This is a genomic window from Nostoc sp. JL34 (assembly GCF_017114945.1).
Lineage (GTDB): Bacteria > Cyanobacteriota > Cyanobacteriia > Cyanobacteriales > Nostocaceae > Nostoc.
Map to the genome: position 1 here is coordinate 16,356 of NZ_JABXKQ010000083.1, position 15,332 is coordinate 31,687.

Sequence of the window (15,332 nt, forward strand, 5' to 3'; positions counted from 1 at the left end):
CAGAAATTCAGCAAAATTTACTCTTGTAGATTAAGAAATAGGCACTGCAACTGGAACAAGAAAATGAAATTTGGTTTATGGAGGATATCCTTAGACGTTCGCAGAATCGCTAGCGCCAAGGAAAATCAGTAAAATCTCAAATCCAAATAGAAATAAGAATTAAATAACATACAATTTATGTCCGGGACTTACCTCACCCTCAATTCCTCTCCTTATAAAGGAGAGGGAAGCCAGGGAAAGCATGAAGTTTTGCATTTTATTTAATCCACGTTCCTTGGTTACTTACAAGAGCGATCGCAGCAATTTTTTTAGGGTGGGCATTGCTTACCTTTTGCTTGAATCCTTATTTTTAGGTTGTAGCTAGTACCCACCCTACGATCAGCGACTAATCTAGCGCTCTATTTACGTACTAGGTTGAGCAGTTCTTTTGGAGAAGCCAGCAAGTCAATCCCTACAAAGAAGATTTTGCCTTGGGGATCTAGCAAAAACCGCCATGCAATATTCATTCCCACACTAGCACCGAACCAAGGGGTTTGGACTTTGCCGGTAACTTTAACTTGGGTATAGCCATCTTCCACAGGCTCCGCTATACCACGTTCTGGGATCATCTTCAATCCCTGGCATTCTTCACGCATATAGGCACGGATTGCATCTTGACCAACAATTGGTCTTTCAAAGGGAGGTTGCAAAGCACCTTCAGAAAGAAATAGAGCAACCGCAGCATCAAAGTCATTGGCATTCATGTTGTTGATATAGCCAAGCACCGTAGGATTGTTGATGCCCTCAATGGTAACTTTAGTCCGAAACGCTTGTGCCGTGGGAGGGGCCACAGGCTCTGTAACTTTTTTATAACTACCAGGCGCGTTCGGGTCAAATCCCATATTGAGTACGGTATTGCGTAGGATGGTGATTTGTTGACCTGAATCTGCATTGCGGATTGCTTGCAACACGTCGGCAGCTTTAGGAGAAAGCTTATAACCTTCTGGGATCGGAGCAACGATTCCTTGGGCCATCCATTCTCCTAACTGATACCAGAAGCCCAACTTGATGTTCACGGTGAAGGATGCATAAGAACGACAGAGGGGAGTGTCAGCACGGTTAGCCAAATCGTACATGACTTGCGTTTGAGCCTCAAAAGGCATTTGCTTAATTTGTTCGAGTAAGCCTTGCGCCAGGATCATGTTGGCTGCCCCAGGAGCCGCAACTGTAATACTTCTACCCATCTCGGTATAAGCAAACCAAAGTAATGCTAGTTGATCTTCAGCATTGAGCTTAGAGAATGATTCGACAACGGTTGGAACAAGGTCAGCAACTAGGGTGCCGGGAAAAATACTTTGAGCCGACTGGATGGTAAAAGACATAGCAGAAATTCCAAAAAGAAAATTACAGTTCTATCGAATGTGAAAAATCAAATGTGTAAAGACGGAGGAGAAATGCGTTTAGCTGTTAATAAAGGCACTCAGCAGTTTTTGCATAACTAAACAGCCCATCGTAGACATAGCTCTACTAAAGGCATAGTGATGCTGTTGAGTTTGGATACTTGGCAAAGCACATTGCAGCCTCAACTGCATAGTTCTTTAGAAAGCCTTGATTAACAGTGGTTTAACGCATTGATGCTGCTTTTATATCTTTATGTAAAGAAACATAACAAGTTCGTTACAAATAAGCAATACTTTCTCAGTCAGAGATTGATAATTTTTGCTTATGCATACGATAATTTTTTTTAAGTCAGATTAAATGCAATTGGTACTCTTGTGTGTATTCATTTTCAAGAGTAATTGCGCGTTTCTACAGGCATCAAATTTCCCTAAACAATTCTTAGCGGATATGGGTCACTGATAGCGCAGCATTAGCGAGTCATCTCCCTTCGCGTAGCGTCAGAGTTGGGAAGATGCCAAGGGCGACCGAGCGTCACAGCCTGTTGTAGACATCGCCAACTTCTCGCACAAATCCGAAATCCCCTACTTACTTTGTACGGTTTTTACTACTTTTATTACTGTGTCAAGTAGTTGGAAAAAATATTTACAATAATTTATATTGATTTGCAGATAACAAAAACAAAGAGTAAAAAATGACAGGTAAAGGTTTTACTATTAACGAACGCGGTCAACTTAACAGATTTGCGATTGAACCCAAGGTTTATGTTGATGAAACCCCACGGATAGGCTTCACTAAATATGCCGAAAAACTCAATGGTCATTTAGCAATGATTGGTTTTGTCTCACTCATAGCTTTAGAAGTTTTCACCGGACACGGTTTGATTGGATTGGTAACCAACCTTTAGAAAAGACACTTTGATATTTACGAATTTTCTTCACTTGACAAATAAAACAATTTAGAGGCAAACTTATGAAAACTGATTTTGATTATCCAAAAAAAGATTTAATTGGGTCTGTTGTTTTTAGACCTAATTTCAACAACTTTGAGATTATCAATGCAAATCAAGCCTGGTCATTGTTTTTCACTGCCGGTCAAGACGACAAGGGATTGGGACAAGAAATAGAGTTCGGCAGATTTTTCACTCACCTTTTAATTTCTATTGGTGTAACTGGAATTCTTTGGGCGACTTACTTTAGCCAATTAGGATGAGCAAGTTTGTTCATTTCTAATGTGTAGTAACTGCAATGGATATCTGGGATTTGGATACCAGGACTTCTTTTGAATTTTCAACACTTCTAAAAAACTCTATTTAGCTTTGGAAAAAGTTTGATGTTGATTGGATTTATAAAGCTTCCTAATTTGTCACGATATTGTGGATACGTGGGCTTAGAAGTAGCACAAATTGTTTCCAAACATCTTGCAGTTCAAAGTAAAACCTATGTAATTCAAAATAGAAGGGCATTGGTACATCAACTTTTAAAGTCTGGTCTGGATGCTCATACAGCAGATCGAACTGTTACTGTACTTATATCAAGCCCGGTTTTACAATTAACCAATAAAAACCAGTGTGCAATTAATTTTACGCAAGAGTAACTATACAGGCAGAAAAAGTGATTAGGGACTGGGGATTGGGTAAAGAGCCGAAAATTATGGAATTTGCTCTGAGCCATCCCAAATTTCGTAATAAATTTCCCAGTCCCCAGTCCCCAGTCCCCAGTCCCCAGTCCCCAATCCCCACCTCAACGCAAACAACGAATCGCCTCTAATAGACCTCTAGCTTTATTCAGCGTCTCTTCGTATTCTTTCTCTGGCTCCGAATCAGCTACCAAACCTGCACCGGCTTGTACGCTTACCGTCTTATCATGTACCACCATTGTGCGAATTGCGATCGCAGTATTTAATTGTCCTTCAAAATCGTAATATCCATACACACCGGAATAAACACCCCGACGACTAGACTCTAACTCGTGGATAATTTCCATCGCCCTAATCTTGGGTGCGCCGCTGACCGTACCTGCTGGGAAGGAAGCTTTCAGTAAATCCCATGCTGTTTTACCAAGCGCTAATTTACCCACAACATTGCTGACAATGTGCATTACATGAGAGTAGCGCTCAACTACCATTAATTCATCAACTTTGACGCTACCACTTTGACAAACACGCCCCAAATCATTTCGCCCTAAATCCACAAGCATCACGTGTTCGGCTATTTCCTTGGGGTCTTGGAGTAAATCCTGAGCGAAGGCTGCATCTTCCTGAGTGGTTTTACCCCGTGGACGTGTCCCGGCAATTGGCCGTACCGTTGCTATCACTTCACCATCTGAATCTATTTCGGCTTTCACCATCACTTCGGGACTAGAACCGATAATTTGCCAATTTTGGAAGTTAAAGTAAGCCATGTAAGGCGAAGGATTTATCTGACGTAGCGACCGATAAAGGGCAAAAGGGTCGCCTGTGTATGTTGTTGATAGTCGCTGAGAAATTACTACTTGAAAAATATCACCTGCTTTAATGTAATCTTTCGCCTTCTCAACGCTGGCACAAAAATCAGGGCGGGTAAAATTACTGTTATATTCCTCTGCCCCTCTGCTCCCCTGCTCCCCTGCTCCCCTGCTCCCTGGCGGATTCCATTCCAATCGAGTTTTTTCCGGCGATAGAGGTAGAGATAGCTTTTCGAGCATTTGGGTGACGCGATCGCCAGCTTGTTGATATGCTGCTTTGAAATCTACATTAGGGTCACGTAAATCAGCGTAGGCGATCGCCCAAATTTTCCGCTTCACCTGGTCAAAAATCAATAGGTGGTCTACCTGCATCCACAATCCATCAGGGATATTTCGCTCATCTGGTGGATAAATTGGTACACGCGGCTCAATCCAGCGAATTAATTCATAGCCCCAAAACCCAAACAAACCGCCAATTCCTGGCGGTAGCTGTGGTAATTTCACTGGGTGATAAGGTGCTAAACATTCGGCTAAAGCTGTAAAAGGGTCGCCTGCAAAAACGACCTGCGAACCATCGCGGTTTTTTTGGGTGGTGCGATCGCCCCTTGCTTCCAAAACCCACACCGGATCGCAGCCCACTAAACTATAGCGTCCCAGTTTTTCCCCGCCTTCTATCGATTCCAACAAAAAGCTATAGGGCTGACCTGCACAGACTTTATACCAAGCGGATACGGGCGTATCTAAGTCCGCTACCCATTCTTGATATACCGGGACGAAGTTGCCTTGTAGAGCTAGCTGAGAAAACTCGGAGAAATCGGGGAATACCATAGATTGTTTAGGATGGGGCATAAGAAGCAGAGGGGCAGGGGGGCAGGGGGGCAGAGGAGCAGAGGAGAAATAATAACTCCTAACTCAGCACGGGCTAAACGCCCCGCTACCGCTAACAGCACTCCTGAAGGGCATGGGGTACAAGAAGCAGAGGGGCACAGGTAATAGGGCCCAGAGGGGAAAGATTTCCTGTAACTTCCCCCCTGCTCCTCTGCTCCTCTGCTCCTCTGCTCTCCAGTCCCCAGTCCTTAGTCCCTATACGTCGTGGGTAGCTTTACCACTGAACTTGAGTTGTGATGGATTGGGGTTTTGCCCAATGCTGCGTGGGACATAACGCACTTTTTCACGACCTTCATTCACCTTTTCAGGGAATACACCATCGGCTGGGTGAAGTAAAGTAGTTTCTCCGTTGGGTAAAATCCGGTAAACTTTGTAATCTGTAATTTTGAGTTTCCGGAGTTGCTGACCGCCCAAAAAGATGCCATATTCTTTACGAGCTATATACAGCAGGTTTTCACCTTTCCGCATAATAGCAGCACCACCTGTAGGCAATTCAAATACTTGCTCTTTCGGGCTAGTCCAAGTGATAGCGTACTTTTCTTCCACTTCTGCTTTGTTTAGCAAGCCACCAGTGCTGCCAGCAAATAGTGGGGTTTGTCCAGAGAGTGTTTCTGCCATAAAGATTGATTCTCTCAACGTTTTTAGGGAATCCTAACACCGCAACCAGGATCATATTGCGATCGCGTCATAGACTGTAACAGTTTTTAGTCATTTGTCCTTTGTCCTTTGTCATTTGTTAAAAACCAATTCCCCATGCCCCATGCCCCATACCCCATGCCCCATACCCCATGCCCAATACTTATTTACTCTTGACTTTTGTCCGCTTTTCCTGTTGGCTATTCTGAACAATTGGGATGGTGAAGTGAAACTGACTACCCTGGTCTTTCCCAGTTGACTCTGCCCAAATTTCCCCACCCCAGCCATTAACAATTTGACGGCAAATTGCTAAACCAAGTCCAGTTCCGCCAGTGGTGCGGCGTAGCGCTCCTTCTTCTTGATAGAAGCGGTCAAAAACTACTTCTAAACGATTCGGTTCAATGCCACGTCCGGTATCAGCTACAGTCACCTCGACCATTTGATGGCTGTTGTGAATCGCTTTAATGATGATTTCTCCTTCGGGTGGCGTAAATTTACAAGCATTGTCCATGAGTTTTGCCAGTACCTCTACTAGCCAATCACCATCGGCTCTGACCAGAGGGAGGTTTTCGGCGATTTGAGTCTTGATTTGGGGCGGTTTTTCCGTTGAGGAACGCGTGCGATTTCGGCTGAGTGACAAATCTATACACTCTTGTAAGCTGAGAGATTCTGGATGCCATTCCACCCGACCGCTTTCCAAGTTAGACAGAGTGAGGAAATCTTGTACCAGTTTTCGCATCCGCTCTGAGTCGGAAAGAGCGGTGTTGAGCATAACCTGCTGTAACTCCAAAGGCATATCCGGTTCGCTAGCGAGACTTTCTAGGCACACTTGAATTGTGGATAGGGGGGTACGCAGTTCGTGTCCAGTAATGGCGATGAGGTTGCTACGGGTGCGATCTAGGGCTTCTAGCTGCTGGTTAAGTTCTTCGAGGTTAGCGTAAGCTTCCGCTTGGATGAGAGCGGCTCCTACTTGGGTAGCGATCGCTTCTACCAAATCTAATTCTCCAGGTTGGCACTCGTGCGGTGGCATCCGGCAATAGTGTAACTCCACAATGCCCAATAATCGTCCCTGATAGAATACTGGTTCCATCAGCCAAGAACGAATGGCAAACTTTTTGGCGATCATGGAAAGTCCTGGCGAATTGGTCACGCGAGGGTCACTCAGCGTATCGCTCACACAAACACCTTCGCCTTGTTCTACTATGTCCCGAAATAGGGAATTTTTCTCTAACTCCCAGGTTTGCCCACAAACAGATAAAACACCAGGATTCAAAAACTCGTGTTCAATTATGGCTTGGCTATCCGTGGCTTGAGCGCGGTAAATTAAACAGCGACAAGCTTCTAGGTGTTGCCCTAATTCTTGTGCCGCCACTTGCAGAACTTCGTGAGGATCGAGCGATCGCCGAATGGCAGTACTAATTGAGTTGACTAATCGTTCTTTTCGTGCTTGGGCAGCAATTGAACGATAGGCTTTGTGCAATTTGTACTGACTAGCTTGCAAATAAGTTACTAAGCGCTGCACAAAGGGATCTGTATCAATATCACAGGCATACTCGTTTACCTGTTCGGCTCCAGAGTGGTTTCGCGGCTCCCCTATGCCAAACCTTTGACATGCCTCTTGAATTTTACTTGCCAGTTCTGGTCTGTAAACCAAAATCCGATCTAACAGCAATTCGGCTGCTTTGAGACTAACTCCCCTTTCCGATGTCCAAATTCCCTCAAATCTTCGCGCTGTGTCTATATCCAGATTAGGGCTTAGTTCTGGTAGTTGCTTGTTTTTGGCAATAGAACTAAGGTTTTCCCGGCAAACCAGACAAGTAGCGTAATTGTCAGCAATCACTACCAAATGCCATTCCTGACTTAAGCCATCCGTTGGCTCAAAAGCCACTTTTTCGTAATGTTCCGAACTGTTGGTGAAATCCGTTTCTGGAGCAGATAGCACGTATATTTGATTACTTCGCAAAGCAAGTCGCTGGTAGCGATGAGCTTCTTGGCGGTAGAATCGCTCTCGCTGGAAACTAGCAATTACAAGGGGTCGAGCTAAAGTCGCAGCCAAAACTTGATCTTCCATCGCGTGGGAGAGCGCCGTTAATGAAGCCTTAAAATATAGCTGGGGCCGCAAGTAGGGTAGGGACTTTAGCAGATCACTCAGCACAGAAGTCGAAATGCTCATGAATTATTGTTAAACGCTCAACCTCGATCAGATCCACGTCACAGCTGCATTGTACAAATTCCAAGGGACTCTCAAGTTAAATAGACAGTTGCAATATGTAAAGAACGCTAAAAAGCGCTTTTCACCAAAGCAGGCGCAACACTTCGTTACCAACTAGGAGGATTGCCTAGAACTTAATTGGTTGATTGACAACCTACTAGGCCCAATATACATTCTCAACTAACTTTACTATGTGCCTACACAGGCAAAATCTTTCAGGAGTAAATACTAAAATGCTAATTATCGTCTGGTTTTAACTACTGTGTTCACTAATAATCACGGATTATTGATTGCAGAGTCTAGGCGTTGGCGTAGTCCGTCGTAGACATCGCCTACTGTGCCGACGTTGATTTATACTCACTAAAGAAATTTTCTTACGCAAAAATTATGACTGCGACATTCACATAATTTAATCCATAATTAGTGATTAAATTTAATCAATGAATTGATTATGATAAATTAGTCTAATCAAACACCCAAGATATTTAAGACAAAATCGTATAATAGTAAAGAATAAATGCTCTCTATACCCAATAAAAACTGTGAATTTCGCATTTTTGCTGAGTATACTATATATCTTCTGTCTTTGAAAGTTCAATGACTAATGAATTCTCTCAAAATCCTCAGTTTTCAGTCTTGACTTCACACTTATAAAATGTAAATTTATCAATGTTTGCTTATATGGATATGAGTGCTGCTATTTTTTTGTCAGCAGTATGTCAGGATTATTTTGGCTCGAATGGCTCAAACGAGTTTTAGAGAGTGTCTTTTTTTCGTCAGTTGTGAGGATCAACAAGAAGCAGAAAGGATGGGGGCAAGTGTAGGTTTTTTAGATTTTGCGTTTTGATTGATGTAAAGATGCAGGGAGAAATTTTAGAGCGAAAAAATCAGCTTTCCCGACTGAATTTGAAAAACCTATACTGATGAGAGAGAGGATGGGGGCAGAGGGGAAACCCCATACTTAAAAGCATGGCAGGATAACTGATGAAGCTTTGGGGTCTCTGGTTTTGAACCTTTTGTCTCTCTACGAGACGCTATTCTTTGTTTGCACTACGTGTCTCGACACAAATCTTTCTTTTTTCGACCCAAATAAATTTTCTTGCTTTGGGACAAAGCAAGAAAATTTATTTTTTCCCCTCTGCCTCTCTGCTTCTTGCGTAAGAGACACCTCTACTCAAAAGACCACAAAAATATAGACCTGTACACGGAACTTTGGCTAATGACACCGGATACGCTAATGACTACGGAAAGAATTTTCCTGGATGGAAAAACTTTTATTCCTGCCGAACAATTACCTATCCCGGAGTGGCCTTGTGTTGTGAGTGAAAGATCGCAACCGACACTGACGGTTAAAGATGATGATTTATTTTTTGTGACAGATACTATCGGGAACATTTCTGGTTGTTCCATCAACGATGGTAATCCCAGTATGGGATTGTTTTGTTGTGATACGAGATTTCTGAATCGCTTGGAGTTGCAAATTGAAGGGCGATCGCCTGTACTCCTCAGTAGTACTGCTGAGAAAGGATTTTCACTCTCAGTTTTGTGTACTACCCCCAGAATCGACGATCGCCTGAAAGCCGAGACTATCGGAATTCGCCGAGAAATCGTGCTGAATGGGGCACTATTTGAAGAAATAGAAGTATCTAACTACAGCACAACTACTGTCAATTTTGAACTAACCATCAGCTTTGATGCAGATTTTGTTGATTTATTTGAAGTCCGGGGCTATGACAGAGAAAAACGAGGTCGGCTTTTACGTCTAGTAGAACCGACGGCTGAGGACGGAACATTTTCTCAGGTCGATGGCGTTACACCAGTATCTAAAGAGCCATCTGCCTCTAGAGAAGAATCCTTAACACTCGCCTATCAAGGTCTGGATGGCTCGGTGATGGAATCCCGGATTTTATTCCAGCATCGGCAACCAGACTATTTTAAGGGTTACACTGCGGTTTGGCAGCTTGAGTTGGCTTCTCACGAAACTCAAAAACTGGGCTACCGAGTGAATATGTTGAGAAATAACCAGTCCAGTTCAACCGTGAGCGCCGCCACGACCTTAGGACAGGCGAAAGCCGCGGAGTGGATGGAGGAGCAAAACTGGGTACAACAAATTACCCGCATTAGCTCAGATAAGAGTACCTTCAATCGAGTGATTGAGCGGGCTGAACAAGATATGTATTTGTTGCGCCAGTCTTTTGGTAAGCATAAGACTGTTTCCGCTGGAGTGCCTTGGTTTTCGACATTATTTGGGCGAGATTCGCTGATTACAGCTTCTCAAAGCCTGATGTTAAACTCGCAAATCGCCAAGGAGACCCTGATATTACTTGCGACATATCAAGGTAAAATCGATGACGAATGGCGCGAAGAAGAACCCGGTAAGATTTTGCACGAGTTACGTTTGGGAGAAATGGCTCGTTGTCAAGAAATTCCCCATACACCTTACTACGGTACAGTTGATGCTACTCCCTTGTGGCTGCTGCTCTATGCCGAACATTATGCCTGGACTCACGATGGAGAACTCCTAGAGCAACTTTGGCCCAATGCTCTAGCGGCAATGGAGTGGATTGATCGCAATACCAAAGAAACCAGCTACCTCAGCTACTTCCGTAAATCCAAACGCGGTCTTGTTAACCAAGGCTGGAAAGATTCTGGCGACTGTATCGTAGACCGCAAGGGAGAATTAGCCAACGGCCCAATTGCCCTCTGTGAGGTGCAAGCTTACGTCTATGCTGCAAAAATGCGCCTATCAGAAATAGCTAGGATGAAGAAGCGGCTTGATTTGGCAGATCGTTGGCAAGAAGAGGCCAGAAATCTTAAGGTTCGGTTTAATCGAGATTTTTGGGTGGAAGATCAAGATTTCTGCGCTCTGGCTTTGGATGGAGATGGCAAGCCAGTAGACAGTATTACCTCAAATCCTGGTCATTGTCTGCATTTGGGACTCTTCACAGACGAAAAAGCTCATAGTGTAGCAGAACGGTTGCGGGCACCAGATATGTTTAATGGTTGGGGCATTCGGACTCTGAGTAGTTTGTCACCCGCTTATAATCCGATGGGTTATCACATTGGTTCAGTTTGGCCCCATGATAACGCTCTGATTGCAATGGGATTGCGATCGCTCGGTCTTATAGATCAAGCCCTGGAAATATTTCAAGGTTTATTCGACATGACTGAGCAGCAACCCTACCAACGCCCTCCAGAACTTTTCTGCGGCTACGAACGGAACGGTGATAATGCTCCTGTGCAGTATCCGGTTGCTTGCACTCCCCAAGCTTGGGCTACGGGCAGTATTTTCCAACTACTGCAAATGATGGTGAACTTGGTACCTGATGCTCAAAATAACTGCTTGCGAATAATCGACCCCGCTTTGCCAGAATCGATTAATCGCCTGTCATTTCATAATTTGCGAGTCGGCCCCACCATCCTCGATTTAGAATTCGAGCGTTCTGGGACTACTACTGCTTGTCGCGTTGCGAAAAAACGGGGCAATTTACGGGTAGTTATTGAAGCTTAGAAAGGGAGTAGGGAGTAGGGAATTAATTTACTACTCCCTATTTTATGATTGGTGCGATCGTCGCGCAGTGCCATCCACTCCAACAATCCAGTGTTAGCCTGCTTCATCGCCAGTGTGTAGAGTTCTCAAAAGCTGCTCTGTAAGCTCGATTAATTCAGAGACAGAATTTTGCATAAGTTGTGTAATTTTGAAGCCATGAGCAATAGAATTGCGTAATGGGAGTGCATTCATTAGTAACGGTTATTCTATGCTAGTAACCAGTATCACCCTCAAGTCGCTCAAGATCACCTCGAAGTCCTTGTTAGATGTAATTACGAACTAATGGCTGATAACCAGAAAACCCTAACAATGCTGATACTCGCTTCAAATCTTCAATCACATCTTCGAGAATCTGAATTGTCACCGTTGTTGGACGACTTTTATCGAGTCGCTTTTTTAATACTTCAGCTTTCATAGTATTCACATTTCTTGCGTGCCGCTTTCCGAGCCGAGAATAACACAATGTTAACTTTTCAGCCTAGCGATGCGATCGCGTCAAATTTCAGGATAGTAATAAATTTCTCATAAAAAAATTAAGGATGTAAAAACAATAATCATTTACACCCAAACTGTTAACAGACGCGATTAATCACGTCTCTACGTTATGCTTCTTCTGAATTTTCTCTTTTATGTCCTGGGGATGCTTCGTAAAGGGCATCGAGGTGTTGACGCGCATCTTCAACGTTAATCGAACGCATTACCAAAAGTGGCTCTTTTATTAAGTTTCCAGCGCTATCTAATAACTCTGGATGGGGTACAAACTGTTTTTTTGATGAATAATAACCATAGTTGCCTTGGTTATTCATTGGCGAGGAATTTGTCGGGTAAGTTCGCTCCCGATCAAAACTGAACATAATCAGGTTACGGATTAAGTTGCCAACAGCTATAAATGCAAGGATTGTAAAAGCAAGAATGTAAAGCAGATGTAACATTGGATTTTCCTCCAGAGCAGCAATTTTTAAAACTTTATTTTGTAACGCCTTGTTTCGCCGATCCTGTGACTCACAGTTTAAGACGAGTATTCTACGCACTTTTCATGCGCTTACATTTATATGAAGCTATTTGTCAACCGTTATTCCACTTACGGTAGCATAGGATACATTATTTTGTTAATCCAGATAATGTTAAGAAATTGTTAAGATTTTTTTACTATCTCTTTAACGACTGATTTACCATCTTGCGTAGACGCTTCCTTGGCTAGTATTGAGACATCGCTAATTAATCTGCCGAAATTTAGCAGATACTCTCAGTTGCTGGTTAGACTTCACGTCCTTGACGAAAGCGCATTGCGACATTCCAGCATTCTGTTACTAATTCATGCCAAGGCATTAAGGTTGCCATATCAATGCCGACTTGTTTATCAGTTGCATTAAATAACATCCTTGCCGTATTTAGTTCATCCTGCGCTTGCTTAACCCGCAAGAGCAAGTCAGATTGCTCTTGGTGACTCATAAATGATAGTTCCTCAGTTTCGAGTAAATGGCGCGATCGCGTAAACCAATGCTGAAAATCATCCAGCAGCGGATCTAAAACCGTTTTCAACAACTCTGTCCCTGGTAAATTTGAGTCTGGCATAAACGAGAGGCATATTTCAAACTTGCTTACTAATATTAACGTTGTTTACGTTTCTTAACATTTTTTTGGTTTTTCTCATAATTCTCAGATATGAAAATTTGTAACAAAGGGCACAAAATTTATTATATAGTCTTGATATTGGGTTTGTACAGTGCCTTTGGAGAGGGATCTATAGGTATATATAACACCAAGTTGCAATTCATCAGATAATTTCGCGATCGCAGGCAATCCTGAATTTGCCACTCAGGTAACAAATCAAAAATTTATCTTTATCTTTGATTGAAGAAGAATTCAGGAGTCAGAATTTAGGACTCAGAATCAAAATAGTGGGGGATTCAAACCCGCCACCTAGAAACACCATTCAAGAAAACATATTTAGCGGAGTATTAAACCCTTTTATTCATTACGCCAGTACTTCGACGTGAGCGCCCAGTAACCATCGAATTCAATTCTTTCTGAGTTCTGATGACTGACTCCTGAATTTTTTCTTGATAGCTTAACTGGCAAAAACCAAAGTCGCTATAGTTGAATAAGCCTACAGATTCAGATAAATCAACTTTTGTAATCACTTCGCCAACGGTTCAGCAGCCAATGTCGCCAAATTCATCAAATCAGTCAGAACAGTCAGAACAAGTTGAAAAAATTTATTTACCGCGTACCAGCGAATCAGAAAACTTAAAAAAGATTCGCCACACTGCTTCCCACGTAATGGCAATGGCAGTACAAAAGCTGTTTCCCAAGGCACAAGTTACAATCGGCCCTTGGATTGAAAACGGTTTTTACTATGACTTCGACAATCCAGAACCATTTAGCGAAAACGATCTCAAAGCCATCAAGAAAGAGATGGTGAAGATTATCAATCGCAAACTGGCAGTAATTCGGGAAGAAGTCAGCCGCGAAGAAGCCGCACGCCGGATTCAGGAAATTAAGGAACCTTACAAGCTAGAAATCCTGGCAGATATCAAAGAGGAACCAATCACGATTTACCACCTGGGAAATGAATGGTGGGATTTGTGTGCGGGGCCTCATGTGGAAAATACCAGTGAATTAAACCCGAAAGCAATTGAACTAGAAAGCGTTGCTGGCGCTTATTGGCGTGGGGATGAAACTAAAGCCCAATTACAACGCATCTATGCCACCGCCTGGGAAAGCCCAGAACAACTCACTGAATATAAGCGACGCAAAGAAGAAGCGCTACGGCGAGATCACCGGAAACTGGGTAAGGAACTGGGATTATTTATATTCTCTGATTTAGTAGGGCCGGGTTTACCTTTGTGGACACCAAAGGGGACTCTGTTGCGGAGTACTTTAGAAGACTTCCTGAAGCAAGAACAGGTAAAACGGGGTTATTTATCTGTAGTAACACCTCACATTGCCAGAGTAGATTTATTTAAAACCTCTGGACATTGGCAGAAATATAAAGAAGATATGTTCCCTTTAATGGCAGATGATCAGGAAGCTGCTGCACAGGAACAGGGTTTCGTCATGAAGCCGATGAACTGCCCTTTTCACATCCAAATATATAAGAGTGAGTTGCGCTCTTATCGGGAACTACCGATGCGCTTGGCGGAATTTGGTACTGTTTACCGCTACGAACAATCAGGGGAATTGGGCGGTTTAACAAGGGTGCGCGGTTTTACTGTGGATGATTCTCACCTGTTTGTTACCCCAGAACAGCTAGATAGCGAATTCCTCAGTGTGGTAGATTTGATTTTGTCGGTGTTCAATAGTCTGCAACTGAAGAACTTTAAAGCTAGACTCAGTTTCCGCGATCCTGCTAGTGATAAGTACATCGGTTCAGATGAAGTTTGGGACAAAGCCGAAGGTGCAATTCGCCGTGCAGTTGAAACCTTGGGGATGGAACACTTTGAAGGTATTGGAGAAGCGGCTTTTTATGGGCCAAAACTTGACTTTATCTTTAGTGATGCCCTAGATCGGGAGTGGCAATTAGGAACTGTGCAGGTAGATTACAATTTGCCAGAACGCTTTGAGTTGGAATACGTCGCCGAAGACGGGGTTCGCAAACGCCCAGTGATGATTCACCGTGCGCCTTTTGGTTCACTGGAAAGGTTGATTGGGATCTTAATTGAAGAATATGCGGGTGATTTCCCTTTGTGGTTAGCGCCAGTGCAAGCTAGATTACTGCCTGTGGGTGATACACAGCTAGACTTTGCTAAAGATGTGGTGGCGAAGATGAGAGCGTTAGGCATCCGTGCAGAAGTTGATACTAGTGGCGATCGCTTGGGTAAACAAATTCGCAATGCAGAGAAAGAAAAAATACCCGTGATGGCTGTGGTAGGAGCGAAGGAAGTGGAAACCAACACCTTGAGTATCCGTACCCGCGCCTCTGGGGAATTGGGAGTTATCCCTGTTGATGAGGTAGTGGATAAGATGAAGGATGCGATCGCTAAGTTCGAGAATTTCTAAAATCTAACCGCAGACGCACACTAATTATAATTGGTGTGCGTTTTGTCTAGTAGCTCAGATTATTGGCTAGCTGGTAGGTTTTAGCAAAGGTGCGATGTCTACGACGAGCTTCTCTATGAGACGCTACGCCTAGCTTGCTTCCCGAAGGGTAGGCTTACGCAACGTATTTAAGTAAGTCGTGGTGAAATTTTATAAGTATGTAACAAAAAATTAAGCAGAAGAA

At 43.3% G+C, this 15,332-nt stretch carries 12 protein-coding genes; 5 read left to right on the forward strand and 7 right to left on the reverse strand.

The genetic code is table 11. From position 1 onward, the window contains the following. Positions 1-398 precede the first annotated feature (398 nt). Positions 399-1,361, reverse strand: a complete 963-nt coding sequence (locus HWQ44_RS15825) for an orange carotenoid protein N-terminal domain-containing protein (RefSeq protein WP_292720163.1) — start codon at positions 1,359-1,361, stop codon at positions 399-401. A gap of 710 nt (positions 1,362-2,071) precedes the next feature. On the opposite strand from HWQ44_RS15825, the gene HWQ44_RS15830 reads away from it, so the two are divergent. The 3 genes from HWQ44_RS15830 (at position 2,072) to HWQ44_RS15840 (ending at position 2,973) form a co-directional block, all read left to right on the forward strand. Then, on the forward strand, positions 2,072-2,284 hold the full coding sequence (locus HWQ44_RS15830; protein WP_292720165.1) for a high light inducible protein: 213 nt from the start codon (positions 2,072-2,074) through the stop codon (positions 2,282-2,284). A gap of 65 nt (positions 2,285-2,349) precedes the next feature. Beyond that, positions 2,350-2,589 (forward strand): hypothetical protein, encoded by a 240-nt coding sequence (locus HWQ44_RS15835; protein WP_292720167.1) that lies wholly within the window; start codon positions 2,350-2,352, stop codon positions 2,587-2,589. A gap of 120 nt (positions 2,590-2,709) precedes the next feature. Then, positions 2,710-2,973, forward strand: a complete 264-nt coding sequence (locus tag HWQ44_RS15840; protein WP_292720169.1) for a hypothetical protein — start codon at positions 2,710-2,712, stop codon at positions 2,971-2,973. A gap of 146 nt (positions 2,974-3,119) precedes the next feature. Here HWQ44_RS15840 and trpE read toward each other — a convergent pair whose 3' ends face one another. The 3 genes from trpE to HWQ44_RS15855 form a co-directional block, all read right to left on the reverse strand. Next, a complete protein-coding gene (trpE, locus tag HWQ44_RS15845; protein ID WP_292720171.1) occupies positions 3,120-4,649 on the reverse strand; it encodes an anthranilate synthase component I in 1,530 nt (509 codons plus the stop codon). A 255-nt stretch (positions 4,650-4,904) separates the two neighbouring features. Beyond that, positions 4,905-5,327: a photosystem I reaction center subunit II PsaD gene (locus HWQ44_RS15850; protein WP_292720174.1), complete on the reverse strand. Its 423-nt coding sequence runs from the start codon at positions 5,325-5,327 to the stop codon at positions 4,905-4,907. A gap of 181 nt (positions 5,328-5,508) precedes the next feature. Continuing rightward, on the reverse strand, positions 5,509-7,518 hold the full coding sequence (locus HWQ44_RS15855; protein ID WP_292720176.1) for a DICT sensory domain-containing protein: 2,010 nt from the start codon (positions 7,516-7,518) through the stop codon (positions 5,509-5,511). A 1,258-nt stretch (positions 7,519-8,776) separates the two neighbouring features. On the opposite strand from HWQ44_RS15855, the gene HWQ44_RS15860 reads away from it, so the two are divergent. Further along, a complete protein-coding gene (locus tag HWQ44_RS15860) occupies positions 8,777-11,068 on the forward strand; it encodes an amylo-alpha-1,6-glucosidase (RefSeq protein WP_292720177.1) in 2,292 nt (763 codons plus the stop codon). Positions 11,069-11,369: 301 nt separating this feature from the next. Here HWQ44_RS15860 and HWQ44_RS15865 read toward each other — a convergent pair whose 3' ends face one another. From HWQ44_RS15865 to HWQ44_RS15875, 3 genes are all read right to left on the reverse strand, one after another. Further along, a complete protein-coding gene (locus tag HWQ44_RS15865; protein ID WP_292720184.1) occupies positions 11,370-11,522 on the reverse strand; it encodes a hypothetical protein in 153 nt (50 codons plus the stop codon). A gap of 187 nt (positions 11,523-11,709) precedes the next feature. Further along, positions 11,710-12,039 (reverse strand): DUF2973 domain-containing protein, encoded by a 330-nt coding sequence (locus HWQ44_RS15870; RefSeq protein WP_104905415.1) that lies wholly within the window; start codon positions 12,037-12,039, stop codon positions 11,710-11,712. Between the two features lie 325 nt (positions 12,040-12,364). Beyond that, positions 12,365-12,682, reverse strand: coding sequence for a DUF2605 domain-containing protein (locus HWQ44_RS15875; protein ID WP_292720180.1), 318 nt, complete (start codon positions 12,680-12,682; stop codon positions 12,365-12,367). A gap of 591 nt (positions 12,683-13,273) precedes the next feature. On the opposite strand from HWQ44_RS15875, the gene thrS reads away from it, so the two are divergent. Continuing rightward, positions 13,274-15,109: a threonine--tRNA ligase gene (thrS, locus tag HWQ44_RS15880; protein ID WP_292720182.1), complete on the forward strand. Its 1,836-nt coding sequence runs from the start codon at positions 13,274-13,276 to the stop codon at positions 15,107-15,109. The last annotated feature ends 223 nt before the right edge of the window (positions 15,110-15,332 follow it).

What these genes read in the sequence shown, in the direction of transcription:
- HWQ44_RS15870 (WP_104905415.1), bottom strand. Translation starts at nt 12,039, where the DNA reads ATGTTACATCTGCTTTACATTCTTGCTTTTACAATCCTTGCATTTATA.
- HWQ44_RS15855 (WP_292720176.1), bottom strand. Translation starts at nt 7,518, where the DNA reads ATGAGCATTTCGACTTCTGTGCTGAGTGATCTGCTAAAGTCCCTACCC.
- HWQ44_RS15830 (WP_292720165.1), top strand. Translation starts at nt 2,072, where the DNA reads ATGACAGGTAAAGGTTTTACTATTAACGAACGCGGTCAACTTAACAGA.
- HWQ44_RS15850 (WP_292720174.1), bottom strand. Translation starts at nt 5,327, where the DNA reads ATGGCAGAAACACTCTCTGGACAAACCCCACTATTTGCTGGCAGCACT.
- HWQ44_RS15860 (WP_292720177.1), top strand. Translation starts at nt 8,777, where the DNA reads ATGACACCGGATACGCTAATGACTACGGAAAGAATTTTCCTGGATGGA.
- trpE (WP_292720171.1), bottom strand. Translation starts at nt 4,649, where the DNA reads ATGGTATTCCCCGATTTCTCCGAGTTTTCTCAGCTAGCTCTACAAGGC.
- thrS (WP_292720182.1), top strand. Translation starts at nt 13,274, where the DNA reads ATGTCGCCAAATTCATCAAATCAGTCAGAACAGTCAGAACAAGTTGAA.
- HWQ44_RS15875 (WP_292720180.1), bottom strand. Translation starts at nt 12,682, where the DNA reads ATGCCAGACTCAAATTTACCAGGGACAGAGTTGTTGAAAACGGTTTTA.
- HWQ44_RS15825 (WP_292720163.1), bottom strand. Translation starts at nt 1,361, where the DNA reads ATGTCTTTTACCATCCAGTCGGCTCAAAGTATTTTTCCCGGCACCCTA.
- HWQ44_RS15840 (WP_292720169.1), top strand. Translation starts at nt 2,710, where the DNA reads ATGTTGATTGGATTTATAAAGCTTCCTAATTTGTCACGATATTGTGGA.
- HWQ44_RS15835 (WP_292720167.1), top strand. Translation starts at nt 2,350, where the DNA reads ATGAAAACTGATTTTGATTATCCAAAAAAAGATTTAATTGGGTCTGTT.
- HWQ44_RS15865 (WP_292720184.1), bottom strand. Translation starts at nt 11,522, where the DNA reads ATGAAAGCTGAAGTATTAAAAAAGCGACTCGATAAAAGTCGTCCAACA.